15 protein-coding genes are annotated in these 17,083 nt (G+C 64.5%); 3 read left to right on the top strand and 12 right to left on the bottom strand.

Going from position 1 to position 17,083, the window contains the following annotated elements; all coding sequences use genetic code 11:
• Window positions 1-290: 290 nt before the first annotated feature.
• From ACVOKO_RS11315 to ACVOKO_RS11305, 3 genes are read right to left on the bottom strand one after another with little or no spacing between them, the layout of a single operon-like run.
• The gene (locus ACVOKO_RS11315; RefSeq protein ID WP_346499007.1) at window positions 291-1,040 is read right to left on the bottom strand and encodes a pseudouridine synthase; all 750 of its coding nucleotides are present in this window, start codon (window positions 1,038-1,040) and stop codon (window positions 291-293) included.
• Window positions 1,037-2,704: a ubiquinone biosynthesis regulatory protein kinase UbiB gene (gene ubiB / locus ACVOKO_RS11310; RefSeq protein ID WP_346499006.1), complete on the bottom strand. Its 1,668-nt coding sequence runs from the start codon at window positions 2,702-2,704 to the stop codon at window positions 1,037-1,039. The genes ACVOKO_RS11315 and ubiB overlap by 4 nt, the downstream gene beginning before the upstream one ends.
• Window positions 2,701-3,351: a ubiquinone biosynthesis accessory factor UbiJ gene (locus ACVOKO_RS11305; protein WP_346499005.1), complete on the bottom strand. Its 651-nt coding sequence runs from the start codon at window positions 3,349-3,351 to the stop codon at window positions 2,701-2,703. Before ACVOKO_RS11305 ends, ubiB begins: the two co-directional genes overlap by 4 nt.
• 361 nt (window positions 3,352-3,712) lie before the next feature.
• On the opposite strand from ACVOKO_RS11305, the gene ddlA reads away from it, so the two are divergent.
• Window positions 3,713-4,816 carry a D-alanine--D-alanine ligase gene (gene ddlA, locus ACVOKO_RS11300; RefSeq protein ID WP_346499004.1) on the top strand — a complete coding sequence of 368 codons (1,104 nt, stop codon included), beginning with the start codon at window positions 3,713-3,715 and terminating at the stop codon, window positions 4,814-4,816.
• 77 nt (window positions 4,817-4,893) lie between these two features.
• Here the strand turns inward: ddlA and ACVOKO_RS11295 are convergent, their stop codons facing one another.
• The 4 genes from ACVOKO_RS11295 to oleC all read right to left on the bottom strand — a co-directional run bounded on the left by ACVOKO_RS11295 (window position 4,894) and on the right by oleC (window position 8,776).
• On the bottom strand, window positions 4,894-5,049 hold the full coding sequence (locus tag ACVOKO_RS11295) for a DUF1328 domain-containing protein (protein ID WP_065868112.1): 156 nt from the start codon (window positions 5,047-5,049) through the stop codon (window positions 4,894-4,896).
• A gap of 102 nt (window positions 5,050-5,151) precedes the next feature.
• Window positions 5,152-6,138, bottom strand: a complete 987-nt coding sequence (oleD, locus tag ACVOKO_RS11290; protein ID WP_346499003.1) for a 2-alkyl-3-oxoalkanoate reductase — start codon at window positions 6,136-6,138, stop codon at window positions 5,152-5,154.
• A 333-nt stretch (window positions 6,139-6,471) separates the two neighbouring features.
• Window positions 6,472-6,858 (bottom strand): endonuclease domain-containing protein, encoded by a 387-nt coding sequence (locus ACVOKO_RS11285; protein ID WP_346499002.1) that lies wholly within the window; start codon window positions 6,856-6,858, stop codon window positions 6,472-6,474.
• Between the two features lie 274 nt (window positions 6,859-7,132).
• Window positions 7,133-8,776 carry an olefin beta-lactone synthetase gene (oleC, locus tag ACVOKO_RS11280; protein WP_346499001.1) on the bottom strand — a complete coding sequence of 548 codons (1,644 nt, stop codon included), beginning with the start codon at window positions 8,774-8,776 and terminating at the stop codon, window positions 7,133-7,135.
• A 104-nt stretch (window positions 8,777-8,880) separates the two neighbouring features.
• Here oleC and ACVOKO_RS11275 point away from each other — a divergent pair, with 104 nt between their 5' ends.
• The gene (locus ACVOKO_RS11275; protein WP_346499000.1) at window positions 8,881-9,312 is read left to right on the top strand and encodes a YkgJ family cysteine cluster protein; all 432 of its coding nucleotides are present in this window, start codon (window positions 8,881-8,883) and stop codon (window positions 9,310-9,312) included.
• A gap of 56 nt (window positions 9,313-9,368) precedes the next feature.
• Here the strand turns inward: ACVOKO_RS11275 and ACVOKO_RS11270 are convergent, their stop codons facing one another.
• From ACVOKO_RS11270 to ACVOKO_RS11250, 5 genes are all read right to left on the bottom strand, one after another.
• Window positions 9,369-10,058 carry a phospholipase D-like domain-containing protein gene (locus ACVOKO_RS11270; protein WP_346498999.1) on the bottom strand — a complete coding sequence of 230 codons (690 nt, stop codon included), beginning with the start codon at window positions 10,056-10,058 and terminating at the stop codon, window positions 9,369-9,371.
• Between the two features lie 229 nt (window positions 10,059-10,287).
• Entirely contained in the window at window positions 10,288-11,181 is an 894-nt protein-coding gene (locus tag ACVOKO_RS11265; RefSeq protein WP_346498998.1) for an alpha/beta fold hydrolase, read from the bottom strand.
• Window positions 11,182-11,388: 207 nt separating this feature from the next.
• Complete coding sequence (locus ACVOKO_RS11260; protein ID WP_346498997.1) at window positions 11,389-12,405, bottom strand: 3-oxoacyl-ACP synthase III; 1,017 nt, start codon at window positions 12,403-12,405, stop codon at window positions 11,389-11,391.
• A gap of 122 nt (window positions 12,406-12,527) precedes the next feature.
• Entirely contained in the window at window positions 12,528-12,845 is a 318-nt protein-coding gene (locus tag ACVOKO_RS11255) for a DUF4156 domain-containing protein (protein ID WP_346498996.1), read from the bottom strand.
• A 601-nt stretch (window positions 12,846-13,446) separates the two neighbouring features.
• Window positions 13,447-16,302 carry a M16 family metallopeptidase gene (locus tag ACVOKO_RS11250; protein WP_346498995.1) on the bottom strand — a complete coding sequence of 952 codons (2,856 nt, stop codon included), beginning with the start codon at window positions 16,300-16,302 and terminating at the stop codon, window positions 13,447-13,449.
• A 352-nt stretch (window positions 16,303-16,654) separates the two neighbouring features.
• Here ACVOKO_RS11250 and ACVOKO_RS11245 point away from each other — a divergent pair, with 352 nt between their 5' ends.
• Window positions 16,655-17,059 (top strand): hypothetical protein, encoded by a 405-nt coding sequence (locus tag ACVOKO_RS11245; protein ID WP_346498994.1) that lies wholly within the window; start codon window positions 16,655-16,657, stop codon window positions 17,057-17,059.
• Window positions 17,060-17,083 lie beyond the last annotated feature (24 nt).

Below are 17,083 nucleotides of genomic sequence, written 5' to 3'. Positions count from 1 at the left end.
GCCGATCATAAACACGCGTTGGCGGCGCTGGGGTTGTCCCTCCCCTTGCGGGGCTCGGGCCTGGCCGAGCGACCCCATCCGGCCCCTGTGGGAGCGGCGTAAGCCGCGAAGCCGACATTGCTGGAATCACCGGCATGCCCGCAATTTACCGGTCCATTAGCTTCGCGGCTTACGCCGCTCCCACAAATGCTGATGCTGCACTGAGAATGCCCTGCCGAGCATGGCTCGGCACTACACTGGCTGCCCTGCCGAGCATGGCTCGGCACTACGTTGGTCGCGCTTGCCCGGCGTTACAGCAGGTCTGGCAGCTTCCAGCCGAACAGGTCCATTGCTTTCTGGAATTCGCGGTCCAGCGGGGCGCGTACTTCGATGCGGCGGCCGTCCTGCGGGTGCGGGAAGGCCAGGCGCTCGGCGTGCAGCAGCATGCGGTGTACGCCCTGCATGCGGAACGTGCGGTTGTGCCGGCCATCACCGTGGCTGGTGTCGCCAATCATGTGATGGAACATGTGCTTGAGGTGCCTGCGGATCTGCCGGAAACGCCCGGTCTGCGGCTGGCAGCGCAACAACGCATAACGCGAAGTCGGGAAGCCCGCCGAGGGAATCGGCAGCTCGCCTTCCAGCAGTTTCTGGAAGTGGGTGATGGCCTGCTTCTTGACCGGTTTGCCGGGGCCGCCATCCAGGTCGTGATCAACGGTGAAGGCGTCCTCGGCCGGCCAGCCGCGACACACCGCGAGGTAATCCTTCTCCACCTCGCCGCTCATCAACGTCTTGCCAAGCACACTGGCGCTTTCGCGATCGAAGGCCAATAGCAGGCAGCCGCTGGTGGCACGATCCAGACGATGAATCAGGAAGATCGGCTTGCCCAATTGCTCGCGCAGACGATCAGCCAGGAAATCATCCTCGCCACGCGCCAGCTTGCTGTCGTGGACCATCAAACCGGCGGGCTTGTTGACCACCGCCAACCACTGGTCTTCGTACAACAGCGGCAGCGGTTCAAACACAACCGGCGCCACTGCCACTTCTTCAATCACATCACTCATCGACGCAACCACGCCGATGCCACCGCGATCACACCCACCACACCGGTCACCCACGACCACAGCGGAATGGCCGCGAACTGCGGGCCGCCAGCCTTCAGGCCGTATAACAAGGCCGAAACCACCATCAGACCGGCACCGGCGACTGCGGTCACCATGCGCCGCTGCATGCGCTGCAGCGTGCCGTCCAGATTGACGATGTCCTGCGAACGCATCGCCAGCTCATGCTTGCCTTCCACCTGCTGGCGCAGCCAGCTGTGCAGAAGCGCCGGCATGTCCGGGGCTTGGGTCATGATTTCCGGCAGGCGCTTGCGCAGCTCCTTCAGCGCGCGGCGCGGGCTGTAGCGTTCGCGCAGGATGCGTTCCAGCACGGGCTTGGCAACTTCCCAGATATCCAGGTTGGGGTCGAGCTGGCGGCCCACGCCTTCGATGTTCAGCAGCGTCTTCTGCAGCAGGATCAGCTGCGGCTGCAGGGTCAGCTGGTAGCGCTGGGCGGTGCGGAACAGCTTCATCAGCACTTCGGCCAGCGATATCTGCGACAGCGGGCGGGTGAAGTACGGTTCGCAGACCGCACGCACGGCCGCTTCCAGTTCATCGATACGCACCGTATTCGGCATCCACTGCGCCTGCAGATGCAGTTCGGCGATGCGGCGGTAATCGCGATTGAAGATGGCCATGAAGTTTTCGGCCAGATAGAACTGATCCTCTTCCGACAGCTGGCCCATGATGCCGAAATCCAGCGCGATGAAGCGCGGGTTGTCGCGGCGTGCCGGATCGATGTCGACCCAGATGTTGCCGGCATGCGCATCGGCGTGGAAGAAGTTGTCGCGGAATACCTGCGTGTAGAACACGCGCACGCCCTTGGCCGCCAACGCCTTGCGGTTGATGCCGGCCTTGTCCAGGGCGACGATGTCGTCGGACGGAATGCCCCATACCCGCTCCAGCGTGAGTGCGCGTTCGGCGGTGTGGCTCCAGATCACTTCCGGTACGTACAGATCGTCGGAGTTTTCCCAGAAGCGACGCAGCACGCTGGCGTTGGCGCCTTCGCGCTGCAGGTCCAGCTCGGCGGCCAGCGTGGTTTCGATCTCGGCCACCACTTCGCGCGGGCGGATCTTGTCGGCGCGCGGATGGGTGCGCTCGACCAATGCAGCCAGCGACTTGAGCAGGGCGATGTCACCGGCGATCTGCTTCTCGATATCCGGGCGCAGCACCTTGACGACTACCTGGCGGCCATCTTCCAACGTCGCCGCATGCACCTGCGCGATCGAGGCCGAGGCCAGCGGCGTGGTGTCGAAGCTGGTGAAGGCTTCGGTGATCGGCAGGCCCAGCGCCTGCTCGACGATCTGCAGCGCGCGTTCGCCGTCGAACGGCTTGACCCGGTCCTGCAGCAGGGTCAGCTCGGCGGCGACATCCGGCGGCACCAGGTCGCGGCGGGTGGACAGGATCTGCCCGAACTTGACGAAGATCGGGCCCAGCTCCTGCAGCGCCAGACGCAGCCGCGCACCACGCGACTGCGAGGCGATATCGGCACTGGCGCGCGGCACGAATGGCTTGGCAACACTCAGCCAACGTTCGACCGGGGTGTCATCGAGCAGATCATCCAGGCGGTAACGCAGGATCACCCGGCCAATGCGGCTGGCGCGGAACATGGCGCGGACCAGCTTCATGCGGCACCTCCGGCGCGCTGACGCAGGCGCGCGATGCGCGCGGCCATGCGTTCGACGTCATCGCGGATCACGTCCACATCGTCATGGAAGGCGTCCAGCTCGGCACGGGCAACGACATCACGTGATTCCTCGGTAACGTATTCGGCGGCGGTCTCGGCCAGGTCCTTGGCGCTGCGGCGGGCCTGCAACAAGGCCGCGCGCAGGGTCTGTGCGATCTGCACGCCGAGAATCTCGCCAAAGGCTTTGACAAAAGGTTGCTGCCAGTCCGGATCAAAACGGGTGGCCAGCTGCTGCAGGCGGCGCGCCAGCTCGGCATCGCCGGATACCTTTACCCGCCCGGCCGGCGCGCTGTTGCTGCGGCGCGCGTTCGCCAGGAATGGCAGCTGCGCCAGTACCCCGCCCAGGGTGCTGCGCACCGCCAGGTCCGGTTCCAGCGACGGGTCCACCGGGCCCACGGTCAGGCGCTCGCCGGCGACCCCGATCTGCATCGCCAGCGATGGCGATTCCAGGGTCAGGGCGATGCGCTGGCCATCGAGTGCGGCCAACGCGGTACGGGTGTCCGGGTCCAGCGCCAGGGCGCGGTTCAAGGCCACTTCCAGCGCACGGCCGGCCAGCGGCTTGATCATCTTGAGGGGGGATGCAGGCATGCCGGGCATTCTACCGGAGGGCCGGGATTGGGAGCCTGACAAGCACGATGTTTCAGCGTACCCGGCGCCTTAGCCCGGGTAAGCGCAGCGCACCCGGGAGCAGGAATATGCCGTTCTTTCAGGCTATCGGCCAACAGCCCCGGGGGCGCTGCGCTTGGCCGGGCTACGTCACCGCCACAGGCTTTGTTCATGTAGCCCGCCACGTTTGCCGGTCAGCAATGCCCTGCACAGAGCGCCACGCTGTGGCAATCGCTGGCTGCTGCCGCGGCGGCTTCACCCGCCCGATCCGCGATTCCCCATTACCGTCTTTGAGTTCATGCTATGCGTACCCCTTCAACACAGCGGCAGGAGCACACAGGCAATGGGCAAGACCCGGGTTGGCATCATCTTCGGCGGTCGTTCGGCCGAGCACGAGGTCTCGCTGCAGTCGGCGAAGAACATCCTCGATGCATTGGACAAGGAGCGTTTCGACGTCAGCCTTGTTGGCGTGGACAAGCAGGGCCTGTGGCATCTGTGCGATAGCGCCGGTTTCCTGCTCAATGCTGATGATCCCAAGCGCATCGCGCTGGATACCTCCGGGCCGGTGCTGTCGGTGCTGCCCGGCGCCGAACGTGGCCAGTTGCTGGCCGCCGATGGCCGCGACGTACCGCAGCTGGACGTGGTGTTCCCCATCGTCCACGGCACACTGGGCGAAGACGGCACCCTGCAAGGCCTCTTGCGCACGCTCAACCTGCCGTTCGCCGGCCCCGGCGTACTTGGTGCGGCGGCGGCGATGGACAAGGACATGGCCAAGCGCCTGCTGCGTGATGCAGGCCTGTCGGTGGCACCGTTTGCCTGCTTCAACCATGTCACCGCTGCAGGCGCCGACTACGACGCGCTGGTGGCGACGCTGGGCCTGCCGCTGTTCGTCAAGCCGGCCAACCAGGGCTCCTCGGTGGGCGTGAGCAAGGTACGCAACGCCGAAGAATTCGCCACCGCGATGGCGTTGGCCTTGTCGTTCGACCACAAGGTGCTGGTGGAATCGGCGATTGTCGGCCGCGAGATCGAGTGCGCGGTGCTCGGCAATGACGTGCCCGAAGCCAGCGTCTGCGGCGAAGTGGTGGTGCATGACGATTTCTACGCCTACGACACCAAGTACATCAGTGCCAGCGGTGCGGAGACGGTGATCCCGGCCGATATCGGTGCGCAGGCGCAGCAGCGCATCCGCGATATCGCGGTGCGCGCCTACCAGGCGCTGGACTGCATCGGCATGGCGCGGGTGGACGTATTCCTCACCGCCAGCGGCGAGGTCGTCATCAACGAACTGAACACCCTGCCCGGCTTCACCAAGATCAGCATGTATCCCAAGCTGTGGGGCGCAAGCGGACTGGGCTATACCGCGTTGATCACGCGTCTGATCGAGCTGGCGCTGGAACGTCACGCTGCCGACAAAAATCTGCGCAGCTCGATCAGCGCCTCGGCCTGAGCAAGCGCAACGCCAAACGAAACGGCCCGCACCCTCGATGAGGATGCGGGCCGTTTCACTTCAAGCCTGGCGTATGACTAGCCTTTTTTGCGGAACAGCGAGATCACCGCAAGGATCAGGAATACGACGAACAGGATCCATGCAATATTGCTGGCCGCACCGGCAATGCCACTGAAGCCTAGTACGGCAGCAATGATGGCGATGACGAAGAAAACGACGGCGTAATGCAGCATGTGGCTGGTCCTCGGTTGGAAACAGGGTTCCATCCTCTGCAATCGCCAGTAGTGATGCAGTGATGGGTGCGTGAGCACCACATGACGATCACCCCACTATATTCAGTTTGCCGCTGCCAGCCGCCGCAGCCCTTCCTCGATTGAAACCCTGGGCACATAGCCGAAGTCGCGCCGTGCCGGCTCCATCGAGTACCAATGCGGCGTGCACAGCTGCTCGGCGAGGAAGCGGGTCATCGGCGGTTCGCCGGACAGTCGCAGCAACGGCCACAACTTTTCGCAGACCGAGCCGATGCGGTAGGCGGTCTTGAACGAGATCGATTTCTCCACTGCCGGCGCGCCAACGGCGGCAAGCAGCCGGTTGAGCAGCTCGCGCATCGGCAGCGGCTCGCCGTTGGAGATGAAGTAGGCCTTGCCTGCACATGCCGCGCCCACCACCAGATGATCGAAAGCATCGAAGTGCGCCTGCGCGGCATTGTCGATGAACGTGGTATCGACCTTGTTGCTGCCATCACCGACAAAGCGCAGCCGGCCGGCGCGGGCGCGCTCTGCCAGCCGCGGCACCAGCTGGTTGTCGCCCGGCCCCCAGATCAGACGCGGGCGCAGAGCGATGGTTGCCAGATCAGCGCCATTGGCGGCCAGCACTTCCTGCTCGGCGATGGTTTTGGTGGCGGCATACGGCGCCTGGAAGTCCTCACCGTAAGGCACCTGGTCCGCGCCCAATCCTTCGACCGGATGGGTGGCACGATGGGTGACGCTGGGCGTGGAGGTATAGACCAGCCGCCCGATGCCATGCGCCTTGCAGGCCGCCAGCACGTTGCGGGTGCCGACCACATTGGCCTGGAAGTAGCTGTCGTAGCTGCCCCAGGCACCGGCCTTGGCGGCATTGTGGAAAATGGCATCCACGCCTGCCGCAGCGTGATGCACGGCATTGGCATCGGCCAGATCACCACGGATCTGGCCAACCCCGATCTCCTGCAGCGACGGGTAGTGACCACGATTGAAGCTCAGCACCTGATGGCCGCGTTCGACCAGGCCACGGCACAGGGCCTGACCAAGAAAACCACCACCACCGGTAACCAGAATCTTCATTGTTTGATCGCTCTGCTGCAGGGCCGCCGCCGCGCAACCCGCGCAACGGAAGCAGATGAAGGCGGCGCACAATCCCCGTGCAGCCCAAGCGCCCAGTATCGCAGCACTGGCCGGCAGGTGGTTTGCTAGTGATGGCAGGGCGGTGCCTTACCCCTCCCCAGCCCTCCCCTTCGCTGCGCGCAAAGGAGGGAGCGAGAGCACCCCTCCCCAACCCTCCCCTTCGCTGCGCGAAAGGGAGGGAGCAAAGCACCCCTCCCCGGCCCTCCCCTTCGCCTTCGGCGCAAGGGAGGGGGCAGCAGCTGCAGGACCGCGAGGACGTGGAGCAGCCAGGCTTTAGCCCTCCCTTTCGCGCAGCGAAGGGGAGGGTTGGGAGGGGTGCTCTTCACCCTGCGCCAAAGCCCGCAAAACATCCTCCAGAACAGCCGGCATCCGCTGCAGAACCTCGTCATTCCAATAGCGCAGCACCCGGAAGCCCAACCCCCGCAGCACCTCGGTCCGCCGCTGGTCATAGGCAACCTGCTCAAGATGCTGCCCGCCATCCAACTCGACAACTAGATTCGCCTCCAGACAAACGAAGTCGGCAATGTAGCCAGCCAAGGGCATCTGTCTACGGAAGCGAAAGCCTGCCAATTGACGCCGCCGCAGCTGCTGCCACAGGCGGTCTTCTGCATCGGTGGGCGTGTTGCGCAGGGCTCTTGCGCGTTTTCGCAGCTTGTCCATTACGGCTCTCCGTCTTCGGTACGGAAAGCCTGCGATTGCAGTTACTGGAAGCCAGTCAGGGAATGGCGGGGGGCGTGCTGTCGTTCGGCTCAAACAGCACTGCGCTTTACCCCTCCCCAACCCTCCCCTCCGCCTTCGGCGCAAGGGAGGGGGCAACAGCTGCAGCGCTGCGAAACCTTCGAGCGGCCCGGCTTTAGCCCTCCCTTTCGCGCAGCGAAGGGGAGGGTTGGGAGGGGTGCTCCTCCTTCAAGCCTTCAGCTTCAAACCCTCAGCTTCAGCCCAACTGCGCCTGCGCCCATACCGCCAGCTTCTCGCGCCCGATCTTGGCGTTGTGGCGGATATCCACCGGGAAGCCCGGATGTCGCAGGAAATGTTCAATCCCAACCAGCTCGGGACGCTGCAATGCCAACGCCCGCAATTGCGCTTCCACCTGCTGGAAATGCTGATCCGGCAGCAGCTCATAGCACAGCACCGGCTGCTGATTCTCCGGCTCACCCACGCCGACCAGCGCAGTACGGCGCACCCCGGCAACGGTGTTGAACACCGGCTCCACCTGTTCGGTATAAAGCGGCCCGGCGGCCGTCTCGACGCGGTGGGTCTTGCGCCCGCAGAACCACAACCGCCCTTGCTCGTCGAACCAACCCACGTCGCCCATGCGATGCACGATGCGTTCGCTGCCATCGGCCAGCAGTTCGCGGATCTTGGCGGCGGCCGTTGCCTGCGGGCGGTTGAAATAGCTGTCGGTCGTGGTTGGGCCGACTACGGTGATCTCGCCCACCTCTCCGGCAGGTAGCTCGCGCGCACCACTCCAGTCAGCAATCGGCGCATCGGTGATGGCGATGATGCGCACTTGGTTCGGTGCGACCACGCGGCCGACGCAGGTGCCAGCACCGGCCTCGGTCGCTTCCCGCGTATCGACCAGCTCGCGGCCTTCGATCACTGCCACCGGCAGGCATTCGGTTGCGCCATACGGGGTCCAGAACTGGCCCTCGGCCGGCATCAACGAACGGATCTTGGAGACAATCTGCGGCGGAACCGGTGCACCGGCCGACGTGGCGCGGGTCACCGTCGGCAGCGGCTGGCCATGCTCGGCCAGCACCCGCATCAGTGCCGGCGACCCAAACAGCTGGGTCACGCCAAAGCGGGCAATGGCGTCGTGCAGCTTGCGTGGATCAGCGCTGCCGGGCCGGGTCGGGTCCATGTCCGGGATTACCGAGGTCAGCCCAAGCGCCGGATCGAACAGGGCGAATGGCGGGAAGGTTGGCAGGTCGATGCCGCCGGGCTGCATGCCGAAAGCGTTGCGCAGCAGTTCGACCTGGCCGACGAAATGGCGGTGGCGGTAGACCACGCCCTTCGGCACGCCGGTGGAGCCGCTGGTGAACAGGATCGCGGCCGTGTCATCCGGGGCTGTTGCAGCCAATTGGCTACCCGCACCCGCGCCGTCGGCCTCGACCTTCGCCAAGGTGATACCGCCCCAGCCCCAGCGCCGGCCAACGGTGACCTTGACCCTGGCCGACTTGGCCCAGCCCAGCAGCACCCGCGCGAACTGCGCCAAGGGGATGCCGATGAAGGCCTGCGGCTGGGCTTCGTCCAGGCACTGCTTCAGCGCGCGCTTATCAATGCCGGGGTCGACCAGCACCGGCACCGCGCCGATCTTGAACAGCGCAAACATCAGCAGGAAGAACTCCGGGCCCGGCCGCACCATCACCACCGCACGCACGCCATGACCGATGCCATTGGCCGCCAGACCGGCGGCAATGGCGTCGCTGCGGGCGTCCAGCGTGCGGTAATCCAGGGTCACGTCGTAGGCGGCCATGCCATTGGCGGCGGGCTTGCCCGGGCAGCGGATGGCGATCTGGTCGGGCCGTTCACGCGCCAGCTCGGGCAGGCGCGCGGCGATATTGCAGGTTTCGTTCATCTACCTATTGTCGCCAATGCAGAAAAATCTTGCGCGCCGGCCCGCAGCGTGGAAAATTTCCCACCTTCCTTTTGTCCTATTCCTGCCGCCAAGGCCGGTCTCCCATGCCCCATCCCTGCCTGACCTGCGGCGCCTGCTGCACCCAATACCGCGTTGCCTTCCATTGGATGGAATCGGACGAAGTCACCGAAGGCGGTGTGCCCCACCAGCTGACCCAGCAACTGGATCCGCACCGGCTGTGCATGCAGGGCACCTATTCGGACCCGATCCGCTGCGTGGCGCTGGATTCGGAGATCGGCGTGTATTCGCGCTGCACCATCCACCCCAACCGGCCCAGCGTGTGCCGTGAAGTGGACGCGTCGTGGGAGTACGGCAAGGCCAGCTCGCAGTGCGACCGCGCCCGTATTGCCCATGGCATGCCGGCACTGACCCTGGCCGATTGGCGTTGGCGCGACGATGCCGACAACGATGACGATCATCCCGACGACAACGGCAACAGCCCGGCCTCACCGCCGAATACGCCGATTGCGGCGTAAGCCGCTCGGCTGCCTGGCTTGTTCCCATCCCGGCGGGAGCAGCCGGCAGCGCTGCCTCAAAGCGCCTTGTAACGCCCCCACAGCACCTCGAACTGCTGCGCGAAGCTGCGCACGAGGTTGCGGTCATTGCTGACCACCAGATTCTCATCGTTGTGCTCGGTCGCGGTGCGGGTCCAGTTGAAGCTGCCATTGGCCAGCAGCTTGCCGTCGAACAGCGCGAACTTGTGGTGCATGTGGTATTCGCTATGGTCCACGCGCACCGGGATATCCGCATCGTGCAGGCGGCGGATGTCGTTGCCGTCGTCGTAGACCTTGTCGTTGTCGCTGATGATACGCACCACCACGCCGCGTTTGTGCGCGTCCAGAATGACGCTGCTGAGACGGTCGTCGGAGATGGTGAACACACAGATATCCATCGTCTTTTTGGCCCCGGCGCACAAGGCGCGCAGGCGCTGCATGCAGGCATCGCCGGGCGAGAAATAGGTACTGGTCAGGGTCTCGACCGGGCCGGCGTTGACGTCCAGGGTGCGCACCACCTGCTCAACCCACTTCAGCATTGGCAGCGCTTCGGCGGGATCGGCGCCGATCTGTTCGCGGGCGATGTCGAAGGCGCGGTTGCGCAGGAAACGCAGGCGGTCCGGCGAAAGTTCCGCGCCGAGCTCGCGTAGCGCCGAGCGCTCTTCGTTGCTCAACGCAAAGTCTTGCGCACTGTCACGCAGCTGACGGTCCAGACTGTCGAAATCCATCCTTCACTCCCTGTGCAAAGAAGCACAGAGCTTCGCACACCTGCGAGTGTCTGTAGGAGCGGCGTGAGCCGCGAAGCTGGTGGAATGAGAGAGGCCACAAAAGCTCACCCCTCCCAGCCCGTCCGGCCCGAAGGCACAGCCTTCGGTCGTTCATCAGGCCGCGCGCCAGTGGCGCGCAAACTGGCCTTCTTCACCCCCTTGCCTTCGGCAATGGGAGGAAGCTAAAGCCTCAACCCAGCGGGTTGCGCTCCAGGAAGTCGCGCACTGCCGGCACGATGACTTCGTGCTTGTCTTCCAGCACATAGTGGTTGGCGTCTTCGAACGCCGTCACTTCCGCCTGCGGCAGCGCCTTCTTGAAGCCGGCCAGGAAGTGATGGTCGAAGCAGATGTCGCGCAGGCCCCAGGCGATGTACACCGGGCGGTCAGCGAAGCTCGGCAAAGCAGCCGCCGCACGCTCCAGCAGCGACCAGGCCTTGTCGGCCGGCGACAGCGGAATGTCCTGCATGAAGCGGATGGTGGAGATGCGGTTGGCCCAGTTGTTGTACGGGGACACATAGGCGCGCCGCACATCGGCCGGCATGCGCCGGCTCACGCCCAGCCACGAGGCGCCGGACGAGAATGCATTGAAGGTGCGGATGAACCATTCGCCCGGCTTCCAGTGCCGGCCCATGGCGATCTGCCACGGCATCGGCTTTTCCGGCGGCAGCGGGAACGAAGCGGTATTGGTGATGACCAGGCGCTTGACCTGCGCGTGGTGCGACAAGGCCCAGCCGAAGCCGATCATGCCGCCCCAATCGTGTACCGCCAGCGTCACCGGGCCGGTGATGCCCAGGTGCTTGAGCAGCGCATCCAGATCGTCCACGCGCGACTGCAGCGTGTACTCGTAGCGGCTGTCATCAGGCTTGTCGGACAGGCCCATGCCGATGTGGTCCGGCACGATACAGCGGTACTTGTCGCTGAGGCCGTTGACCAGGTGCCGCCACAGATAGCTCCATGACGGATTGCCGTGCAACATCACCACCACTTCGCCATCGCGCGGGCCTTCATCGATGTAGTTCATCGACAAACCCGGACGGACTTCGAAACGGTGGGTCTTGCTGGGGTAACCGGGGAGTTTGTTCATCGGGGTGCACCTGCGGCTGCTAAGCCCCTCGCCCGTCGGGAGAGGGGTTGGGGAGAGGGTTGGCCGGAGTGGAGGAGCTTGAACAAGCGCTCCAACCCCAGGCGCATGCGTGTTGCGCACGCGTCCCTCTTCCGCCTTTTGGGCACCTTCTCCCGCAACGGGAGAAGGAAAAGCATGCAATCTGAAAGTTCGCGGCCAGGCCGGAACTTACCAGACCACCTCGGCCATCGTGCAGTTCAGGCCAGAACCAATGCCCATCAGCGCGACACGGTCGCCCTTCTTGAGCTTGCCCAGCTGACGCAGCTTGCTCAGCACGATCGGGACCGAAGCCGGGCCGATGTTGCCGTGCTCACCAAAGATGGTCATCACCTTCTTCGGGTCGATGCCGAAGGCCTTGATGAAGGCATTGGTATGCGGCTGGCTGACCTGGTGGATCACGAACTGGTCGATCTCATCCACCGCCCAGCCCAGCGCGACGCGCGTGGCTTCAAAGGTCTTGGTGGCCAGCTTGATGCCTTCGATCAGCAGCATGCGGGTGTCGGTGACCATGCGGTCCAGGTTGCCCACGCACAGCTTGTTCCACTGGTTGGCTGCACGGGTCACGCCGCCACGGTAACGCGGCGCGTCCGGCACCAGTTCCGAGCGTGCCATCACCATTGCTGCCGCACCGGAACCGGTGGTCAGCGCGGCGACTTCGTCACGCATCTGCTGGGCGGTGATGTCCGGGGACATCATGCGCTCCAGGGTCTTTTCATAGACCAGGTTGGAGGTTTCGCCGTCGACGATCAAGGCATAGTCGATGTCGCCGCGCTCCAACATCAACGCCGCCATGTCCATGCCATTGATGAAGGCAAGGCAGGCGTTGGCGATGTCGAAGGTGACGCACTCTTCGCCGATGCCCAGGTTGCCGGACACGATCGAAGCGGTGGACGGCTCCAGGTAATCACGGCTGACGGAGGTGTTGATCAACAGGCCAACCATATCGGCGGTGATGCCGGCATCTTCCAGCGCCTTGCGGCCTGCCAGCGTGGCGACGTCCGAGGCCTGAGTACCCTGGTCCCAAAGGCGGCGCGCATGGATGCCGGCGATATCGCCAAGCACGTCGGCACGAATGCCCAGGCGTTCCAGCGTGGGCTGGAGCCGCTCGTTGATTTCCTTTGAGGTCAGCGTATGCGGCGCATCAATATGCGCCAGTCCCGCGATCGAGACGTTTTTAAAAGGCATCAGAAAGCGCCAAGACTCAGGCGAAGGGGTCGCTATTCTAGCCCCTGCGCCTTTTTACCGCATCTTTACAAATCGGCGGCCCGGCGTATGGAGCCGCCGGGACCGTAAGACAGGCTGAAACCTCAGCGTGGCGGGCACTGGAAGGCGGCAAAGCGTTGGCTGCCGTCGGCCGGCAGGCCGCTGGCCTGCACGGCATTGGCCCCGGCACTGGGGGCCTCGTTGCGGGCCAGGGTTTCCAGTTCTTCCTGCACGCGCAGCGGGTTGCGGTTGTAGAAGCCGACCTTGTTCTTCACCGACACCACGATCTCGCCCTTGGTCACGCAGCCCGGGGCTACCGGACCGGCGGGCAGTACACGTACGGCCTTGCCGCCGGATTCAATCGGCACCCAGGTGCAGGCGGCGGTGCTGGCGATCAGGGCGGACAGAAGCAGAACGCGCATGGACTATTCCTTGTGAAGATCAGCACGGATTGTGCCGGGAAAGGATGAACAGGTGGTGATCCCAAGGTTTGGGATGGGCACAAATGGTGGTGGTGGGCCATGTTTGGCGGGGGATTTGGCAGCAAAAACCACCCCTCCCCAACCCTCCCCTTCGCTACGCGAAAGGGAGGGGGCGAAAACGTAGTGCCGAGCCATGCTCGGCAAGGGCTTTACCAGCGAAAAACTGCCCTCACCCCAACCCCCGCTCCGCGCCCCTGCCCTTGCGCTGGCGCAAGGGCGTTCGATGGGCAGCGAACCGATGGTTCGCGAGCTGCCCCTCTTACCCCGTAAACGGGAGAGGGGCTAAAGACAAAACTACCCCTCCCCAGCCCTCCCCTTCGCTGCGCGAAAGGGAGGGGGCAAAGGCGTAGTGCCGAGCCATGCTCGGCAGAGGCTTTACCAGCGAAAAACTGCCCTCACCCCAACCCCCGCTCCGCGCCCCGGCCCTTGCGCTGGCGCCAGGGCGTTCGATGGGCAGCGAACCGATGGTTCGCAAGCTGCCCCTCTTACCCCGCATGCGGGAGAGGGGCTTAAGCGGAAGCGGTGGGCTGCGCCCTACCGCTTACTTCTTCTCCACCGGCTTGCCGTCGGCGTCGATCACGGTCACTTCGCCCAGCTTCAGCGCGCGCACCGGGGCTTCGGTCTGCTTCAGGTCGCCTACCACTACCCAGGTCAGCTTGGACGGATCCAGGGTCTTGGCCGCTTCGGCAACCTGCGCCGGGGTCATCGCTTCGATCTCGGCCTTGCGCTTGAACACGTAGTCGTCCGGGCGGCCATAACGCACGATGCCGCCGATGGTGCTCATCACCGCCGATGCGGTTTCGTAGGCACCGGGCAGGCTCAGCGTCTGGATGTTGCGGATGCGGCTGACTTCGGCGTCGGTGGGCGGACGCTGGCCGCTGGCGAACTGGCTGATCTCGGCGTTCATTTCCTTCATCGCCTCACCGGTCTTGTCGATCTGCACCGGTGCTACCGCCATCCACGGGCGCTGGCCCAGGGCATTGGAGGCCGACGAACGCGCGCCGTAGGACCAATGCTTGTCCTCACGCAGGTTCATGTTCAGACGCGAGGTGAAGTCGCCACCCAGCACGCCATTGGCGATGTCGAAACGGGTGGTGCCCGGGTCCATCGTCGACGGCGCTACCTCACCGGCAAACAGGTTGGCCTGCACCGCGCCCGGCTGGTCGATCAGGAACACACGTGCCGTCTGCGGACGGTCGACAGTGTTCGGGGCCTGCACCTTGGGTGCGGCGCCCTCGCCCTTCCAGTCACCGAAGCTGCGTTCCAGCAGCGGCACGATGTCCTTCAAGGTGGTGTCGCCCACCACGATCAGGGTGGCACCTTCCGGACGTACCCACTGCTTGTGGAAAGAGGTCAGGTCTTCGCGGGTCAGCGACTGGATCGCCGCTTCGTTGCCGCTGCCGGTGAACGGAATCGCATACGGGTGACCGGCGCCGTACAGCAGCGGCGGCAGCACGCGCATCGCCACTGCGTTGGGCTGTGCCTTCTCCTGCTGGATGCCGGCGATCCAGGTGGCCTTGATGCGGTCGATCTCGTTCTGGTCGAAGCGCGGGGCACGCACCACGTCGGCATACAGCGCCAGCGACGGTGCGAGGTTTTCCTTCAGTGCCGACAGGTACACGCTGGAACCATCCAGCGACGCGCCGGCATTGACGCTGGCGCCCAGGCGTTCAACCGCATCGGCAAACGCCAGCGAGCCGAGCTGGCCTGCGCCTTCGTCCAGCATGCCCATGGTGAAGTTGGCGGTACCGGACTTGCGGCCCTGGTCGGCGGTGAAGCCACCCGGGAACTCATAGCTGAACTGCACCACCGGAATGTCGTGGCGCTCGGCCAGCACTACCTTGGTGCCGTTCTTCAGCGTGGCGCGCTGCAGCTGCGGGAACTTCAGTTCGGGGAAGCTGGTGGTCTTGGGCACACCGGCACTGCGGTCCACCTGGCTTGGCAGCGTGGTGAACTTGGGGTCCACGGCCGGCACGTTGAACGGCGCCGGCTTGACCGAGGGCAGCTCGGCCAGCGCGACGCGCTCGCCCGGCTCCACCACGATGGTGTGGTCGCCCACGCCCAGCCATTTGGCACCGGCGGCCTTTACGTCCGCGGCGGTGGCGGCATCCACATTGGCCAGCGAGGTGCGGAAGCAACCCGGGTTGCCTTCGTAGACGGCGCACTGGGCCAGCGCGTCGGCCTTGCCACCGAAGCCGCCGATGCGCTCGATGCCGCGCACGAAACCGGCACGCGACTGCACCTTGGCGCGTTCGAGTTCATCGGCAGTCGGGCCTTCGGCGATCAGTCGCTTCAGTTCCTCGTCGATGGCCTTTTCCACCCTGGCCGGATCCACGCCCTGCTTGACCGTGGCGATGATCAGGAAGTTGGAACCCAGCTGCGAGGCATCGGTCATCGCGCTGATGTTGTCCACCAGCTTGTCGTTGTGAAGCAGGCGCTGGTCCAGACGCGAGGACTTGGCACCGCCCAGCACATAGGAGAACAGGTCCAGCTGGTCGATATCGGTGGTGCCCACCTGGGCGACGTTCCAGGCGCGGTAGATGCGCGCCTGCGGCACCTTGTCGCTCATTACTTCGCGGGTGCTGGCTGCACGCTGGCCAACGTTCACCGCCGGCTGCGCCATGCTCGGGCCAGCCGGAATATCACCGAAGTACTTGGCGGCCTTTTCCTTGGCGGTGGCCACATCGATGTCACCGGCCAGCACCAGCACCGCATTGTTCGGGCCGTACCAGGTCTGGAACCAGGTCTTGACGTCGTCCAGCGAGGCGGCGTTGAGATCGTTCATCGAGCCGATCACACCGTGATGGTACGGGTGACCTGCCGGATACATCGCGCGGGTCAGTTTGTCCCAGACCTGGCCGTAGGGCTGGTTCTCGCCCTGACGCTTCTCGTTCTGCACCACACCGCGCTGCTCATCCAGGGCGGCCTGATCGATGGCGCCAACCAGATGGCCCATGCGATCCGATTCCATCCACAGCGCCATGTCCAACGCGGTGGTCGGCACGTTCTGGAAATAATTGGTGCGGTCGGTATTGGTGGTGCCGTTCTGGTCGGTGGCACCGACCTGCTTGAAGGGTTCGAAGAATTCGCCGCTGTGGTTTTCGCTGCGCTGGAACATCAGGTGTTCAAACAGATGCGCGAAGCCGGTGCGACCGGCCGGTTCGTCCTTGGCACCAACGTGATACCAGATGTTCACCGCCACGATCGGCGCCTTGCGGTCGGTGTGCACCACCACGCGCAGGCCGTTGGGCAGAGTGAACTCTTCATACGGGATGTCCACCGACGCGGCGGCGGCGGCCGGCTTGGCCTCCGCAACCAGCGGCACGCCGACGAATCCGCCGAGGGCGGCACTCAAGGCCAGGGTCAACAAGGCGGTACGGGGCATAGCTGCGTTCATTCCATTTCCCTTGGGTATGAAGGTGAACGCTGATCCTAACCGGGCGCCGTCACAACGGCATACGCCATGCGTCATGGGTAGGCATACAAGAGCGTCCGTGTCCGTCCGGTCAGTGCCAGCAGGCCAGGTGTCCGGACAGCGGACACATTGCAAAGAATGAAAAGCCATATTTATCAGCCACATGCGATTGGCACGCATCCTGCTGCCTATTACTCGCAGCAAGATCCACTCAGACGATAAATGACTGAATGCTGAACAGACAAAGAAAAAGCAAAAAAGTTCTTGCACTTCGAAATTCACTGTACTACCTTACTACCACACCACTGACCACACACACCAAACAGGTCCCGCCATGAACGCCAAGTCTCTCGCCATTGCCCTCGCCCTCGTCGCCAGCGCCGGCTTTGTTTCTTCGGTCCAGGCCTCGGATATCGTCACCCTGGAAACCGTGCAGGTTCGCCCTTCCGCTGATCAGCTGGTGCAGGCCGAGCACGAAGCCAACAGCAACATCCCGACCCTGGCTGTCGTGCAGGTCCGCCCGACCGTTGGCCAGATCGTCGAGCTGATGGCCGAACAGACCGCCAGCCAGCTGGCCTCGGCCACCCCGGTCGCCATCGGCACCCGTGCCGGCCACTGGATGGTCTCGCTGCCGGCCATCACCGTTCGCCCGGACGTGGAGCAGGTGCAGGCCATGGCTGCCGAAGCCGCTGCTGAAGCCATCGGCAAGGTCGTCGCGCAGGGGCTGGTTTCGAACTAAGCCAGCCTTGACGCAACACCCGGC

It is taken from the genome of Stenotrophomonas sp. STEN240 (genome assembly GCF_056756175.1).
This window is presented reverse-complemented; position numbering and strand designations above follow the sequence as displayed.

Coding starts and splice junctions, on each gene's coding strand:
- oleC (WP_346499001.1), bottom strand. CDS start 8,776: ATGAACGAAACCTGCAATATCGCCGCGCGCCTGCCCGAGCTGGCGCGT.
- ACVOKO_RS11250 (WP_346498995.1), bottom strand. CDS start 16,302: ATGAACGCAGCTATGCCCCGTACCGCCTTGTTGACCCTGGCCTTGAGT.
- ACVOKO_RS11315 (WP_346499007.1), bottom strand. CDS start 1,040: ATGAGTGATGTGATTGAAGAAGTGGCAGTGGCGCCGGTTGTGTTTGAA.
- ACVOKO_RS11285 (WP_346499002.1), bottom strand. CDS start 6,858: ATGGACAAGCTGCGAAAACGCGCAAGAGCCCTGCGCAACACGCCCACC.
- ACVOKO_RS11260 (WP_346498997.1), bottom strand. CDS start 12,405: ATGCCTTTTAAAAACGTCTCGATCGCGGGACTGGCGCATATTGATGCG.
- ACVOKO_RS11275 (WP_346499000.1), top strand. CDS start 8,881: ATGCCCCATCCCTGCCTGACCTGCGGCGCCTGCTGCACCCAATACCGC.
- ACVOKO_RS11270 (WP_346498999.1), bottom strand. CDS start 10,058: ATGGATTTCGACAGTCTGGACCGTCAGCTGCGTGACAGTGCGCAAGAC.
- ACVOKO_RS11295 (WP_065868112.1), bottom strand. CDS start 5,049: ATGCTGCATTACGCCGTCGTTTTCTTCGTCATCGCCATCATTGCTGCC.
- ACVOKO_RS11265 (WP_346498998.1), bottom strand. CDS start 11,181: ATGAACAAACTCCCCGGTTACCCCAGCAAGACCCACCGTTTCGAAGTC.
- ACVOKO_RS11305 (WP_346499005.1), bottom strand. CDS start 3,351: ATGCCTGCATCCCCCCTCAAGATGATCAAGCCGCTGGCCGGCCGTGCG.
- ddlA (WP_346499004.1), top strand. CDS start 3,713: ATGGGCAAGACCCGGGTTGGCATCATCTTCGGCGGTCGTTCGGCCGAG.
- ACVOKO_RS11245 (WP_346498994.1), top strand. CDS start 16,655: ATGAACGCCAAGTCTCTCGCCATTGCCCTCGCCCTCGTCGCCAGCGCC.
- oleD (WP_346499003.1), bottom strand. CDS start 6,138: ATGAAGATTCTGGTTACCGGTGGTGGTGGTTTTCTTGGTCAGGCCCTG.
- ACVOKO_RS11255 (WP_346498996.1), bottom strand. CDS start 12,845: ATGCGCGTTCTGCTTCTGTCCGCCCTGATCGCCAGCACCGCCGCCTGC.
- ubiB (WP_346499006.1), bottom strand. CDS start 2,704: ATGAAGCTGGTCCGCGCCATGTTCCGCGCCAGCCGCATTGGCCGGGTG.